This is a genomic window from Microcoleus sp. Z1_B2 (assembly GCF_036700325.1).
In the GTDB taxonomy this organism is placed as follows: domain Bacteria; phylum Cyanobacteriota; class Cyanobacteriia; order Cyanobacteriales; family Microcoleaceae; genus Microcoleus.
Window position 1 is genome coordinate 1 of sequence record NZ_JAUBOQ010000062.1, and the last position, 13989, is coordinate 13989.

Annotated in this window: 13 protein-coding genes; 9 read left to right on the forward strand and 4 right to left on the reverse strand. The window is 45.8% G+C overall.

Annotation, left to right across the window (positions count from 1 at the left end):
- The first annotated feature begins 820 nt into the window (after positions 1–820).
- Positions 821–1750, forward strand: coding sequence for a class I SAM-dependent methyltransferase (locus QT984_RS26330; RefSeq protein WP_333058640.1), 930 nt, complete (start codon positions 821–823; stop codon positions 1748–1750).
- 171 nt (positions 1751–1921) lie between these two features.
- Here the strand turns inward: QT984_RS26330 and QT984_RS26335 are convergent, their stop codons facing one another.
- Positions 1922–2134: a hypothetical protein gene (locus QT984_RS26335; RefSeq protein ID WP_333273741.1), complete on the reverse strand. Its 213-nt coding sequence runs from the start codon at positions 2132–2134 to the stop codon at positions 1922–1924.
- Between the two features lie 436 nt (positions 2135–2570).
- Between QT984_RS26335 and QT984_RS26340 the strand changes: the two genes are divergently transcribed.
- The 5 genes from QT984_RS26340 (at position 2571) to QT984_RS26360 (ending at position 8662) form a co-directional block, all read left to right on the forward strand.
- Positions 2571–3476: a D-hexose-6-phosphate mutarotase gene (locus QT984_RS26340; protein ID WP_333058639.1), complete on the forward strand. Its 906-nt coding sequence runs from the start codon at positions 2571–2573 to the stop codon at positions 3474–3476.
- A 1229-nt stretch (positions 3477–4705) separates the two neighbouring features.
- On the forward strand, positions 4706–6232 hold the full coding sequence (locus QT984_RS26345; RefSeq protein ID WP_333057249.1) for a phosphomannomutase/phosphoglucomutase: 1527 nt from the start codon (positions 4706–4708) through the stop codon (positions 6230–6232).
- 52 nt (positions 6233–6284) lie between these two features.
- Positions 6285–6512 carry a hypothetical protein gene (locus QT984_RS26350; RefSeq protein ID WP_333057248.1) on the forward strand — a complete coding sequence of 76 codons (228 nt, stop codon included), beginning with the start codon at positions 6285–6287 and terminating at the stop codon, positions 6510–6512.
- A gap of 464 nt (positions 6513–6976) precedes the next feature.
- The gene (locus tag QT984_RS26355) at positions 6977–7918 is read left to right on the forward strand and encodes a M23 family metallopeptidase (protein ID WP_333242601.1); all 942 of its coding nucleotides are present in this window, start codon (positions 6977–6979) and stop codon (positions 7916–7918) included.
- A gap of 207 nt (positions 7919–8125) precedes the next feature.
- Complete coding sequence (locus tag QT984_RS26360) at positions 8126–8662, forward strand: late competence development ComFB family protein (RefSeq protein WP_006631395.1); 537 nt, start codon at positions 8126–8128, stop codon at positions 8660–8662.
- Between the two features lie 373 nt (positions 8663–9035).
- Here the strand turns inward: QT984_RS26360 and psb29 are convergent, their stop codons facing one another.
- A complete protein-coding gene (psb29, locus tag QT984_RS26365) occupies positions 9036–9749 on the reverse strand; it encodes a photosystem II biogenesis protein Psp29 (RefSeq protein ID WP_333057246.1) in 714 nt (237 codons plus the stop codon).
- Positions 9750–9924: 175 nt separating this feature from the next.
- Here psb29 and QT984_RS26370 point away from each other — a divergent pair, with 175 nt between their 5' ends.
- Together QT984_RS26370 and QT984_RS26375 are read left to right on the forward strand one after the other, a co-directional pair.
- Entirely contained in the window at positions 9925–10110 is a 186-nt protein-coding gene (locus QT984_RS26370) for a hypothetical protein (RefSeq protein WP_333057245.1), read from the forward strand.
- Between the two features lie 110 nt (positions 10111–10220).
- Positions 10221–10841, forward strand: coding sequence for a chromophore lyase CpcT/CpeT (locus QT984_RS26375; RefSeq protein ID WP_333375259.1), 621 nt, complete (start codon positions 10221–10223; stop codon positions 10839–10841).
- A gap of 245 nt (positions 10842–11086) precedes the next feature.
- Here the strand turns inward: QT984_RS26375 and QT984_RS26380 are convergent, their stop codons facing one another.
- Both QT984_RS26380 and hemF read right to left on the reverse strand, forming a co-directional pair.
- Complete coding sequence (locus QT984_RS26380) at positions 11087–11449, reverse strand: STAS domain-containing protein (RefSeq protein ID WP_006631392.1); 363 nt, start codon at positions 11447–11449, stop codon at positions 11087–11089.
- Positions 11450–11506: 57 nt separating this feature from the next.
- Complete coding sequence (gene hemF / locus QT984_RS26385; protein WP_333057243.1) at positions 11507–12550, reverse strand: oxygen-dependent coproporphyrinogen oxidase; 1044 nt, start codon at positions 12548–12550, stop codon at positions 11507–11509.
- A 282-nt stretch (positions 12551–12832) separates the two neighbouring features.
- Between hemF and QT984_RS26390 the strand changes: the two genes are divergently transcribed.
- Complete coding sequence (locus QT984_RS26390; RefSeq protein ID WP_333057242.1) at positions 12833–13903, forward strand: Mrp/NBP35 family ATP-binding protein; 1071 nt, start codon at positions 12833–12835, stop codon at positions 13901–13903.
- The last annotated feature ends 86 nt before the right edge of the window (positions 13904–13989 follow it).

The following is a 13989-nucleotide window of genomic DNA, read 5'->3' on the forward strand; positions in this document are numbered from 1 at the left end:
ATTCGAGGAAATATTGATTAAATTGTGGAAAATTAAAGCTTTTGAGAAAGTGACGACGGTAGGTTTTTTCGCTCAAACAACTATAACGACTGAGATTGGTGAAGTTGACCTTGCCATAAACAAGCAAAATAGTTGAGAATAAAGTGATTAAAAACTTCTTTTGGGGTTGACTAATCCCTGGCATTTGTTGTAAGATGGATTCAATAATCTTCATAAGGCAATCTGTTAAGCTTGTGTGTTTTTATAGCTTAACCTAAAAGAGCGCCTTTTTTTCTGTTCATTTTGGGTTCAGATTGCACTCACTTTTTTCGCTTCTGTGATTTATTGCGTAAGCGTTGCTTGCCGAAGCCATCGCATCCCTCTTTAAAAACTGTCCGGAGTATTGATAATCACCCAATTATACAATAAATTAAATTGAGATTTATGTTTATGTTTATACTATTTTATATTTTATATTTTATGGAGACTATAAAAGGCATGGGTGAAAAAAGATATTCTATAAATTCCGCTATATTCAAGCTGTTGTGTGTGAACTAAGGATCGCGAATTAAATAATTTACACTCTTGACAGTGGGATGGGCGTCCCGCCCGTCCAGAAATGGCGGGCGGGACGCCCATCCCACAAGAAGCATCACGCATTCTAAGTTATTTAATTCTCATTCCTAATTAACAATAAATATTGGTTTAATAAACTAATTTTTGCGGATAATAAATTTAGAGTGTGTAGCAGGAATAGCGAGAATCATGTAAACTTGTGTAACAAAAATAAACACTTGTGGCTGCCCACAGGTGAATATGTTAGAATCAATGCCGAACTCAGTTGAACAAAGTAAAAGAAATCAAAGCTATGACATACGTTGCATGCAATTTGTGCGGTAGTAATGACTATACTGTGAGATTTGAGCAGGGAGTAGCCCAGGTAAATCAAATTGTCAATTGTAAAGCCTGTGGATTGATGTATGCTAATCCGAGAAGCACAGAAGTAGATAGTGTATTAATAGAAAACTACGATCCAGAGTTTGTATTATCTGCGATAGTTAACCAAGATTCGCAGAGACTGGAAAAAGAAGCACTGCAGGTAAAAGATTATGAAAAAACCAGAGCTTTTCTTCACAAACATTATCCCAATAAAGGTAAGTTAATTGAAGTGGGAAGTGGCTTGGGGTATTTGTTAAACTTCTTTAAGCAAGATGGGTGGAATGTAGTTGGGCTTGAACCTAATGTGGGTATGTGCAGATATGCAGAATCGGAGTTTGGAATCGAAATCATCCCAACCATATTAGAAAAAGCTGAACTAGAAGATCGATCGGCAGACGCTGTATTGATGATGCACGTGATCGAACACGTATCCGATCCTTGCAGTACGTTGAAAGAAGTTTATCGGATCTTGAAGCCGGGTGGGATATTCGTGATGGAAACCCCCCGCTACGATACATTGGTTTTCAAATTATTGGGTAAAAGAGAAAGAAGTCTCAGTTGCGACGGACATATTTACTTTTTTACGACCACCACGCTAGAAAAACTTGCAACTAAGGCAGGATTTACCGTGCTTAAAACAGATTATGTGGGGCGATCGCTAACACTCGACAGGCTATTTTATAATTTGGGCGTTGTGAGCAAAAGTCAGGCCATTAAACAAATCCTTAAGGATGTGGCAGTTAAACTGCATTTAAATAAAATTTCGTTATATTTAAATACACGGGATATGGAACGTATATATTTGAAAAAACCCGATTCTGGCTCAGCATAACAAAACTTAAGCGCACAGAAAAGATGAGATTACCTCAAATGTTTGAGTGCGCTTGTACCATGACAGTTATTACCCATTACATTAATCCCCTGGCGCCAGACTCTACGAAGACAAATTTTAGCGAGGGAGGCTGTGGGCGACACCACAAGGGTTTCCGGGCTATACAACGAATCAAGCCAGATGCGGAGTTTTGCGGCTGCGCCGTCTTTTGATGAAGTGCTGCATTAGCTTGGCCATCCGAGAAATCAGCAAGGTGTGCCGGTGGGTTCGATGCACATCCCCTCGCGATGTGTGGGGACTCGCTATCGGTTTCTCTGACTGCATCGTTGTGTCGATCGCACCCTCGCAGGTCAAACTCAACAATCTAATCAATCTAGTAACCATAATATCGGATAATTGTAAAGCAATTCACCAAGCCAACAGCGTCACTAACCCCAGCCTAAAGGCATGGGGCTTGAAAGAGGAAGACTCACCACCTTCTTAATTTGAGACTAAAACAGTGTCTAGCCTGCGTCTTTGAGACAAACTGAATTATCTGGTGGTGGTACACCGAACGATGTTACTGGATGCCTCCCTAGTCTGTAACCTCAAGGGATATCAGTGGCGAAGGGATATACACACACGGGCTTACCGCCACTTGTTATGCGTACAGGTAGAAAGCACTCGATCCGTAACTGTCCGGGTTAAAGGCGAATACAAAACGTCGAACGTCGTTAGTATATCCAAGGCGGTAACAAGCATTCATCGGGGGAGAATTCCTCCCCCTCCCATCCAATGTAAAGCCGTCCTAAAAGGACGGGGTTTCAAACCCATATTTCTGATGAGTATTGACCAATTAAACGCAGACTACGGCATAGCCGGGAACCTCACCTTCGCCACCGGAAACGGTGGTTTCCCGATGATTCACATCGACAACGGTCAAGCCAAAGCCTTAATTTCTGTGTATTCCGGTCAAGTGCTCTCCTTTCAACCAGCCACCGAAACCACAGACTTGATGTTCGTCAGCGACAAAGCCTACTACGCAGAAGGGAAAGCCATCAAAGGCGGTATACCCATCTGTTGGCCCTGGTTTGGCCCAGATCCCGAAGCCTTGGGGCGTCCAAGTCATGGGTTTGTGCGGAATCGCCTCTGGAATGTGCTAGAAACCGCCACAACCCCCGATGGTGCAACTAAAGTCACTCTCGGACTCAAGGATAGCGATGAAACTAGAGGAATTTGGCCCCAAGCTTTTGAACTGGCGATCGAGATTACGATCGGCACCAGCCTCACTGTAGAATTAATCACCCGCAATCTAGGCGACAAAGCATTTCCCCTCACCCAAGCTTTCCACACCTATTTCCAAGTCGGGGATATCAACCGCGTGCAGGTTTTAGGTTTAGAAAATAGCCAATATCTTGATAAAGCGGATGGTGGGGTGGAAAAGACTCAAGTGGGTGCAGTGGTAGTAACAGGTGAAGTCGATCGCATTTATCTCGATGTCACCAATGAATTAGTCATTGACGATAGCGCCCTCAATCGCCGTATTCGCATTAAATCCTCTGGTAGTAAATCCGTCGTAGTGTGGAATCCCTGGGTGACAATTTCTGCAAATATGGCCGACCTTGATGATGCAGATTATCAGCGCTTACTCTGCGTAGAAACGACCAATGCAGCTACAGATATTGTGGAAGTTCCCGCTCATGGTGAGTTCCGCTTGCAGGCAATTTACAGCGTTGAACGCGACTAAGAAATTAGAGCTTAAGCTTAGCGGTGATGGGGTCAAAATTCTCAGTAAGCGGGTCAACATTTCAATTGGATATTTTGGGCGTTGCTCAAATCCCACCCACAAGACTGGGATTGTTTCTTTAAATACAACTTAAATGCCGATTAGCTGATTGAATTGAAAAACTCTGTCACCGTAATGACTAATAATACCATGTCCGATCGAGCGATTAAAAGGGCGGGTTTTTGAGATTGTCAATTATTGGCAGATATTTTTCGTGAGGGGAACCCCTACCGTATTAGGGGTAATCGGTTAGAGAGTCGATGGTAGGGTGTCCCCCACCATCTCTCCTACAAAACCGTGCTTGCGACTTTCACCGCACACGGCTCCTGGGTGATGTAATCCTGGTTATGGATACAGTACGAGCGCATCAAGAGATGATTTCTACCGCTTGAGAGTTTTCCTTTTACCCCTACATCCCACCATCAGATTTTTCCGTGGCATTAGGCTTTTAAAGGGTTACTTAGTCTCTATCTTTTACACCACCCGGCGCTGTCAGCATATCTCTGCTATTACAGCAGAGCATTGGCTTCTGCAACCATCCCTCACATTCACAGCTTACGGCTAGCAACCTACTTATGTTATTAAGGGCTATGAATGCTTTACTTCGTTCCGATTACACATTGGTTGAACATGACAGCGTAATGCTATCCACCGGGTTTTTTGGGCAGTGCTGATAAGTCAATCCGATAATTGCTTATGCCCTATCCTTGCCTTTTGGCGGGCGTCAGTCAGCCGTTTGACCATCTATCATAACGGTGGTTCAGACACATTTTTGCTTTCGCTACGCATATGTTCTTGCTCGACAGCTACCCCATTCGGCTAAGAGTCTTTCTGCCTTTTATCCCCGCTTTATCCTGTTAGTTGCTACCCAACAAAATAGGGGATATGCTTTTACCGCTGCACCTGCGGACTGGGACTTGACTTAATGCCTCACCCATAAGTGTAATCAGTTATCACTAACTTCTAGGAGTTAGGCTAACCGTCCCTGGATAGGAGAACCTACCCATTTAGGTTAAACGAATCGCACACCGGACATGATATAATACCAAATCCCAAATTTCTCCCCTGTTTATTTATTAGTCCGCGAAAGACGATCGGCGAAACTGACTCGAACCGTCTAGCAGCAAACGAAAGTTTGTACGATCAGTTTCTACCGCCGACTCCGATCTTTTTACTTACCATCAATTATTATGCAAAACTTCAACTGGACAAAACTTCAAAATGGCTCAGACATTCGCGGTATCGCCCTCGAAGGCGTTCCCAATGAAAAAGTCAACCTCACCCCCGAAATTGCGACAATCTTAGGTAAATCATTTGTCAGTTGGCTGGTGCAAAAAGTCAAGAAACCAGCGGCAGAATTAACGATCGCGATCGGGCGTGACAGTCGCCTATCAGGGCCAACCTTAATGCAAGCTGTCATGGAGGGAATCACCTCAGTTGGGGCAACAGTGTACGACTTTGACATGGCCTCAACCCCCGCCATGTTTATGAGTACCATTACCCCTGGTTTTGATTGCGACGGCGCAATTATGCTCACTGCTAGCCATTTGCCCTTTAATCGCAACGGCTTAAAGTTTTTCACCGCCAAAGGTGGGTTACAAAAACAGGATATTACAGATATCTTAGGAATAGCGCAAAGCAATAAATTCCAGCCAGCCGCATCGCCCGGTAACATTACAAAGCATGATTTCATCTCTGTTTATGCTAACCAATTTGTTACAAAAATCCGGGAAGCAGTCAATCATCCCGATAACTTTGAGCAGCCGCTGACAGGACTAAAAATTGTTGTGGATGCGGGCAACGGTGCTGGTGGTTTTTATGTTGATAAAGTCTTAAAACCTTTAGGTGCAGACACTACGGGCAGTCAGTTTTTAGAACCCGATGGTACTTTCCCCAATCATGTGCCAAATCCCGAAGATAAACAGGCAATGCAGTCAATTTGTCAAGCGGTAATTGAAAATCAAGCTGATTTTGGGATTATTTTTGATACCGATGTCGATCGCAGTGCGGCCGTCGATCAAGTTGGCAAGGAACTCAATCGCAATCGCTTAATTGCCTTGATTTCTGCCATTATATTACAAGAACACCCAGGCTCTACCATTGTCACCGATTCTATCACCTCCGATGGCTTGACACAATTCATCGAACAAGATTTAAAAGGAATTCACCATCGCTTTAAACGCGGCTACAAAAATGTGATTGACGAGTCGATTCGCCTCAATGAAGCCGGACAGGAATCATGGCTGGCGATTGAAACCTCTGGACATGGAGCTTTGAAAGAAAATTACTTTCTGGATGATGGCGCTTATTTGGTCAGCAAATTATTGATTGAATTGGCTAAGTCAAAGCTAGCAAACCAATCTTTGCCAGATTTAATTGCGAATTTAAAAGAACCAGAAGAAAGTGCCGAATTTCGGATTAAAATTGGTGTGGAGGATTTCAAGGCTCACGGATCTCGCGTTATTGAACAACTGCAACAATTTGTCTCAACCCAAGCAGACTGGAAAATAGTTCCCAATAACTACGAAGGTTTGCGAATTTCCTGCACGTCACCTAGCGAATCTGGCTGGTTTCTGTTACGCTTATCACTCCACGATCCGGTGATGCCTTTGAATGTTGAGTCTAATGTTAAGGGTGGTGTTGCTCACATAGTCGCTCGGCTTTTAGCTTTTTTCAAAACAACAGAATCCCTTGATTTTTCGGCACTATCGCTCTAAGTTTTACTCGTGTTAGACTATTAGTAAACCAAACCCAAGGAGGAATTTAATCATGTGGCTTTTAATCATAAAATGTTCTGCTGAAAGCTGGGATACCCATTCCAAAGCTTTCAAAGCGATCGCTGCCAAATATCCTGCCACGCCTTCCTCTTCCAAAAAGATGAAAGGTGATGGTCAACGCATCATGGAATATCAGCTTGAGAATGTCAACGATGTAGAGGAATTTATGGAAGAATGCTTGACCTTAGATGGTTTCACCGCTACCTTTGAATCTCTGTAAATTTAGGTAATCAAATTATAGCAATTCTCAATTTTTATCTCCTACCATTTTAGATGTGAGATTGAAAAATTGGGAATTAATACTATTTACTCAAAAGTAGGCTACAATAACTAGAGAGTTTTAGCAAGGTTATCCGAAAATAAACTGCCAAGAAAGAAGTGATTTAACAGCAGAGGAATTAAAAATAATTTTGTTGTAGCGCCGTGAAATATAACTAATAGCAATTGTTAAAAGTTATGTAACAGTAGCTAGGACTGATAAAATATAATCCCATCCGCTTAGACATGAAGAGTGTTTCTGTTGAAACTTGGGTTCTCCTAAATTTGTAGTGGAAACGGTAGTGTGAGCGTCTGGCTGAAGCGGGCTTTCCTCCCCGCACTACAGAAATTTTTATTGCGGATTGCTAGAGTTAGTCTAGATAGTTAAAAATATATCAGCGAGAGAAAGGTTAAGGACTGCTAGTGATGGTAATGACTGTGAATCGAGACAACTGCGGGCTAAGTACGGAAATAATTACGGGTCGGATTTTGCGGTGGGGGCAGTTGAAAGCAAACAAGCTAACCGCTGGTTCGATCGGGGGAATTGTTGCTGGCTTTCTGAGTTTTGCCCTGCCGGTACAAGCTTTGCAGGTAGTTGTGACGCCGACAAATCCCCAACTGGGAGATACGCTGTCAGTAATGATTCAGGTTGACGGTAACGGCGGGGAAACTCCAACAGTTTCTCTACAGCAAAAAAACTACCCCGCTTTTCCGATCGGCAACGGCCGCTTTCGGGCCCTGCTACCGACGACGCCCCTAGAGAAACCCGGTGCTCGCCAAATCCAAGTCGCAGGTGACGGACAAGTGCAGAACTTGAGTCTCCAAGTGCGCGATCGAAATTTTCCTACTCAATCCATCTGGCTACCGCCTGGGAAAGACAGCGAAGGTACAGACGCGGAGTTCGATCGCGTAGACGCATTTAAAGCACTCGTGACACCCGAAAAATTTTGGGACGGCAAATTGTTGCGCCCCAACTCCGGCGAAATTACCACTATTTACGGGGTGCGACGTTATTATAATGGGGTATTTGCTCAAGACTACTACCACCGCGGCGTTGATTACGCGGGTGCTTACGGTTCCCCTGTAGTGGCACCAGCCGCAGGTCGCGTGTCTCTAGTGGGACGCGAATCCCAAGGGTTCAAAATCCACGGGAATGTCGTTGGTATTGACCACGGCCAGGGGGTAGCCAGTATTTTGATGCACCTGGCCCGGATTGATGTCAAGGAAGGCGATGTCGTGAAACCAGGTCAAGTAATTGGTACTGTGGGCTCAACGGGGGCTTCCACAGGCCCTCACCTGCATTGGGGACTTTACGTGCATGGGCAGGCCGTCGATCCTGTACCTTGGCGGCTTCAGGGAGTTGAGTAGGAGTTTTTACAGGTTTTGATGAATAAAGCCGTCAATTATGGGGTAAGTTTGTGGCTGGGGTGTGCAGATAACTTTATGGGTTATCAGTATTGAGTTAGGATTTGTATAAAAATTCTCAACTCAACTCTCAAAACTCGAATCTCAAGACGCTAACAATCGCGTCTTCACAAAACTTTATTGATGATGCCGTTGAGCGGGGACGCATATATGAGTATTGAAAAAATTGTTGAACAGGCTTTGCAAGATGGCTATTTAACGCCGTCTATGGAAGCTGAGGTGGGACGGATCTGCAATACGGCTTCGGAATTGTCGATCGAAGAGTACATGGCTCTCGATCGTCTGATGGGATCTTTGTTGACTGGCGAAGTTGTGGTTCTGCCACGCAAACAGTTCATCAACGTGATGGAAGAGTTGGTGCTCAGCGATGCGATCGCTAGGGTGGCCGAAATTGAGGCGACGAGCGACCTGAGTCTGGATGTGGGAGATATTGCAGCTTATGCTTTAAATAGGCTGCCACCTCTGTACGCTACGACTGAAGAGGGAGCTCACTTTCAAAGGGCTAGGGCTAAAGAGCAACTTCACGATTTGATTTCCAAAGAAGTCAACGCAGCGATCGCCCGCAACTTGGACAGGCCCGACACCCCAAACCCCACAGCTTTGGGCAAGTCTTCTGGAAACGAAGTTCTTTCACAGCTAAGCACTTGGCTGCAAGCTAACGCCACTAATTTTGAACCCCAGCCTTAGTACCAATCCAACAGCTCTATTTTGATTAAGTCGATCCCGCTCCATTCAGAAAGCGGGATTTTTAGTTTCTGAGCCAGCAAGATTCATCAGATGGCAGAAACCAGAATTCAAAAACAAAAAATTAAAATTTAAGAGTTTTCTATTTTATGTAAAAAATAAAAAACTCCTTCTTCTTTGTTCGTGACATCGGTTACATCTGACATCTTGCAGCAATATCAATAAGAGGATTTTTCGTGGGTCGGGCGGGTTTATAGAACCTATTTGCAAGCTTTCAGGCTGTTGGCGAACCCGCCCCTACGGCTAATTGAGAATGGTGCAAGATATCAGTTACATCCGAAGAAAGCGAATCCGCTGCCGAACTTCTTTTAAACGATTAATTGCTGCTGTCAGAAGAGTCAGCCGAAGGACCAGCGGTAACTTTTGTCTCTCGTTTTTCGCGTTTTTTCCGTTCCGCTTGGATGACATCTTGAAGCACTATTCGTGCTTGGGCCATTTTTTCCAAATTGCTGCGGTACAAATCTAAATCTTTGCTAACTTTGTCTTCTGGCAGGTGCAAGGCCGCACTGACTTTGGCGATCGCGTCGTTTCGCGTTTCTTGGTCTTTTACCAAGTTAGGGTCAGCTTTTTCTAATAGCGAGAACAAACCGATCGCGAACAAGCGGCTGTACTTAAATTGAGGGTTGCTGGCGATCGCCCCTAAAGACGCTTGCAAATCCGCTGTATCTTCAAAGCTGGTCGAGCGATCGAGCCACGAGAGCAACTCTTTGCCCGAAAGTCTATCCGCCAAGCTTTCCAATCGCTGAGCGTCTTGCTTGTAGCGCTCTGGATCGTCTTCTAGGGACTTGCATAAAGCGTTAAAAATCGAAAGTCTGTCTGCTTCTGGGGCGTACCCAAGCATGAATCGATCGAAAGCTGTCACTACACCCAAAGCATAAATCGGGTCGTATTGAAAATCGGCATTCGCCGAAAGCAAGTGCATTTCTACCATCAACTCTTCCACCACTCGACGGTAAATTGAGTTGATCGGTCGAGTGTGAATCGTATAGAAACTTCGCTTAGTATCTGAAACAGTACGGTTATTGTTCACCTGAGTCTTATAGATAAATAATTTTGCCGTAGCGGGCGTGCCAGCGCGGCGTGAGTAAAGTCGGGGGAGTCAGTCGATTTGAGATTTTAGATTTTAGATTTTAGATTTACCCCACAGATAAATCTGGGAGCTTGAACTTTGGTCTAAAATTTTTATCTTTCCACGACTTAAGTAAGTGGCACGGTATCCGTTGTTGGGCTGGGTCAATTCGGCGATCGGGCTGACAAAATTTGCCAGTTTTTTAAGCGTTGCCGCCGGATTGCGAGACAAAATTTTATCAAAAATATTTTACGCGCGATCGGCAGCAACAATTAATATGTCGCAATATGAGGGAAAAAACCCAGTATCTTTACAATCATAGCTCTTCTGGGATCGCTCATAAATCTCATCTTCTGACTTGCCCAGCCTTGATATGGTTTTACATATCACAATAACTTTTTCTTGTCAATCCCTAATCCTCAAAAAACAAACATGACAATTTCTCCTGAATTAATAGCTTTAGCCCAGTACATGGCGGGCGAATTTGACAACCGAGAACAAGCGCTAGCAGAGCCGGCGTGGTACGTCCACCTTCGTATGTGGCAAAGACCACTACCCGTTCCTTTATTTTCCGAACCCAGCATTGCCCTGTTTGCCGAACAAGCCAACATTCTGGAATTAGACAAGCCATACCGCCCTCGCATCGTGCAACTGAGGCACTCACAGATAGCGCCGGGACTTATCGAAGCTCAGTATTATATGTTCAACGATATCGCAGCCGTCAAAGGAGCCGGTCGCAACCCCGACTTGCTTGGAAAGCTAACGAAGGAGCAAATCCAACTCCTCCCCGGCTGCACCCTCTCGGTTGCGGTGGAAAATCTAGCCTCAAACGGCTATCGATTTCGGGCATCTTTGCCGGAGGGCACTCGCTGCGGCTTTGCCTACGGGGGGCAAAATTACCAAGTAGACTTGGGATTTGAAGCCGCAGGCGAGGAATTTCTCAGCTACGACAAAGGAATAAGCCCCACCACAGGCAAGGCTATCTGGGGAGCTTTAATGGGCCCTTTTAGATTTGTCAAGCGTCAGGATTTTGCTGCTGAGATATTGGTTTGAAGCAAGAAGCAACAAGAAACTAGGAAGAAAAATATAGCTATCTAGGATAGAAGGCAAGACTTTACCTTGACCTATTCTTCTACTTTAGTGTTTTGGTGAACCTCTCAACCTCTCAAGAAAGGAAGAAAGCATAAGGAAGCTGGCAATAATTTACCTGCTTCCTGTTCTTGTGCAGGGTTCCGGCGCTTTTTGTGAGCCTCAAGCTTAAATTGCGCTTACACCGCAACCGATGCCAGCGGGAGTAGTTAACTTGCGCGCGGCACCCCCTCTAGAGCTTCTTCTTCCGTTTCAAAGATTTCAAACACAGAATCCATCATGGTGACTTCAAACACCAGTTTGGCTTCTGGATGAACATTGCAAATGCGGAAACTTCCCTTAACTTTATCCGCATCCCGCATACCTGCTACAAGTGAGGTCAGGCCAGAGCTATCGATAAAGTTAACCTGACCAAGATTCACTACAACATGGCGGCTAAGTTTGGAAATACACTCTTGCAACTTGAGGCGGAATTGCCAAGCTGTAGTGATGTCCAACCGTCCTGTCGGTGCTAAGACGATAACTGTTGTACCGTCTTGAAGCGTGTGGGTTTTTTGATCAATATGAATCACTGACCCTTCCCTCAAATTTATTATCTATCGCGGTGGTTACTGTCCCAGTAGTTTAACTCAGGTCGGTGACTGCTGAGGCATCCAATTCGCCCAATCTTGCGGTTTTAAGAACTTGGAGTAGAGTTCGGCTTCTGGAGAGTTGGGTTCTGGCTCGTAGCAGTATTCCCAGCGTACCAAAGGTGGCAGGGACATGAGAATCGATTCGGTGCGTCCGTTGGTTTGCAAACCAAAGGTCGTGCCTCGATCGTACACCAAGTTAAATTCAACGTAACGGCCGCGGCGGTAAAGTTGGAAATTACGCTCGCGATCGCCGTATTCTTTCGATCGGTGCTTTTCAATTATGGGGGTGTAAGCCGGCAAAAATGCCCGACCGCAGTCCTGTACGAAGGCGAACAGCGACTCCCAAGTCCTAGGTTCCGGGACGCCGATGTTGTTGCTGCACTCAGCGGCTTTGCCTTTGACATGATGGTCGCGGTAAAGCGCGCCTTGAGCGCTTTGGTAGTCAAAAAACAGGCCGCCGACGCCGCGGGTTTCTTGGCGGTGGGGGAGATAGAAATATTCGTCGCACCAAAGTTTAAATGTCGGATAATATCCGGGATGGTGGCGATCGCAAGTTGCTTTCAGAGTTTTGTGAAAATGAGCTGCATCCTCAGCCAAGGGGTAATAAGGAGTCAAATCCACACCGCCGCCAAACCACCAAATCGGCCCGGCCTCAAAATAGCGGTAATTCAGGTGAACCGTAGGCAAGTAGGGATTGCGGGGGTGCAGCACCATCGAAGTGCCTGTTGCATAAAAATCGTGACCTGCAGCTTCGGGGTGCTTTGCCAGAATCAAAGCCGGCAAACTTTCGCCCCAAACTTGGGAAAAATTGACTCCCCCTTGTTCAAAAATATTGCCTTCGCGCATGACGCGAGAACGTCCGCCGCCGCCTTCGGAGCGTTCCCAAGAGTCCTCCTTAAATTTGCCAACGCCATCGAGCTGTTCGAGGGATTGACAAATTTCGTCTTGTAGGGTTTTCATAAATTGGCTGACTCTAGCTCTAGAGTCAGCGGGCGGCAAAAACGGGGAAGTGGCGGTTTTAAGTGTGGTAGAAACTGTCATCCGATTTAAGATTTAAGATTTTAGATTGAAGAATTGAAGAATTGCGACCACGGCTCAATTCGCCTATTGTGACCAAATTGCTTTCGGTCGTAGAAATTCTTGCCGATCGCATTTGAGTTTGAGATTGACCGTGAGTCCCAAATCCTGTCGTCATGTAATTATGCCACCGCAGGTCTGCAAACGATCGCTATGAAGTTACATTAAAAAATAGCAATAAAAATATACTTAAACCTGCGATCGAAAATTCGCAAACCCAATTGCAGAGCTATGGTGGAGAACACAATGCCCAATACACTCGATGTTAGTTCAGTCTTAGAAATCCTGCGACCCGTGCAAGACCCCGAACTGCAAAAGAGTTTGGTGGAATTGAACATGATTCGTAACATAAAAATTGACGGCGGTGTCGTCAGTTTTACTTTAGTGCTGACAACGCCTGCTTGCCCGCTGCGAGAATTTATTGTCGAAGATTGCCAAAAAGCGGTCAAACAGTTGCCAGGAGTCGAAAAAGTGGCAGTGGAGGTGACAGCCGAGACGCCGCAGCAGAAGGGAGTGGTCGATCGCCAAGGAATTGAAGGCGTTAAAAATATTATCGCAATTTCCAGCGGCAAAGGCGGCGTCGGCAAAAGCACGGTGGCGGTAAATGTGGCAGTAGCGCTAGCCCAAACCGGCGCTAAGGTGGGTTTGCTGGATGCGGATATCTATGGGCCCAACGACCCCAATATGTTGGGTTTGGGGGACGCAAAAGTGATGGTTAGGGACGGAAAAAGCGGGGAAAGCCTCGAACCCGCCTTCAACTACGGCGTCAAATTAGTGTCGATGGCGTTTTTAATTGACAAAGACCAACCCGTGATTTGGCGCGGCCCGATGTTGAACGGGATCATTCGGCAATTCCTCTATCAGGTGAATTGGGGCGATTTAGACTATCTGATTGTCGATATGCCTCCGGGTACTGGAGACGCGCAGTTGACAATGGCGCAGGCTGTGCCGATGGCCGGTGTCGTGATCGTGACGACGCCGCAGACTGTCGCTTTGTTGGACTCCCGCAAGGGGTTAAAGATGTTCCAGCAGTTGGGAGTGTCGGTGTTGGGAATTGTGGAAAACATGAGCTATTTTGTGCCACCCGATATGCCCGATAAGCAATACGATATTTTCGGTTCGGGTGGCGGGGAAAAGACTGCTGCTGAGTTGGGAGTGCCGCTGTTAGGCCGCATTCCGCTGGAAATTCCGTTGCGGGAAGGTGGCGATTCGGGGGTGCCGATCGTCGTGGGACAACCGGGTTCTGCTTCAGCTAGGGAGTTGCGGGCGATCGCGGGTCGCATTGCCGGTAAAGTTTCCGTAGCAGCCTTAGCCTAACTCACATCTTGGATTGTTAATCAGCTTTTGATGGGCGGGCGTCCCGCCCAACCCCTACTCCCCACAAGAAACCTGTTGAATTTGTG

What these genes read in the sequence shown, in the direction of transcription:
- QT984_RS26335 (WP_333273741.1), bottom strand. Translation starts at nt 2,134, where the DNA reads ATGGTTACTAGATTGATTAGATTGTTGAGTTTGACCTGCGAGGGTGCG.
- QT984_RS26340 (WP_333058639.1), top strand. Translation starts at nt 2,571, where the DNA reads ATGAGTATTGACCAATTAAACGCAGACTACGGCATAGCCGGGAACCTC.
- QT984_RS26345 (WP_333057249.1), top strand. Translation starts at nt 4,706, where the DNA reads ATGCAAAACTTCAACTGGACAAAACTTCAAAATGGCTCAGACATTCGC.
- QT984_RS26350 (WP_333057248.1), top strand. Translation starts at nt 6,285, where the DNA reads ATGTGGCTTTTAATCATAAAATGTTCTGCTGAAAGCTGGGATACCCAT.
- QT984_RS26355 (WP_333242601.1), top strand. Translation starts at nt 6,977, where the DNA reads ATGGTAATGACTGTGAATCGAGACAACTGCGGGCTAAGTACGGAAATA.
- QT984_RS26360 (WP_006631395.1), top strand. Translation starts at nt 8,126, where the DNA reads ATGAGTATTGAAAAAATTGTTGAACAGGCTTTGCAAGATGGCTATTTA.
- QT984_RS26375 (WP_333375259.1), top strand. Translation starts at nt 10,221, where the DNA reads ATGACAATTTCTCCTGAATTAATAGCTTTAGCCCAGTACATGGCGGGC.
- hemF (WP_333057243.1), bottom strand. Translation starts at nt 12,550, where the DNA reads ATGACAGTTTCTACCACACTTAAAACCGCCACTTCCCCGTTTTTGCCG.
- QT984_RS26390 (WP_333057242.1), top strand. Translation starts at nt 12,833, where the DNA reads ATGCCCAATACACTCGATGTTAGTTCAGTCTTAGAAATCCTGCGACCC.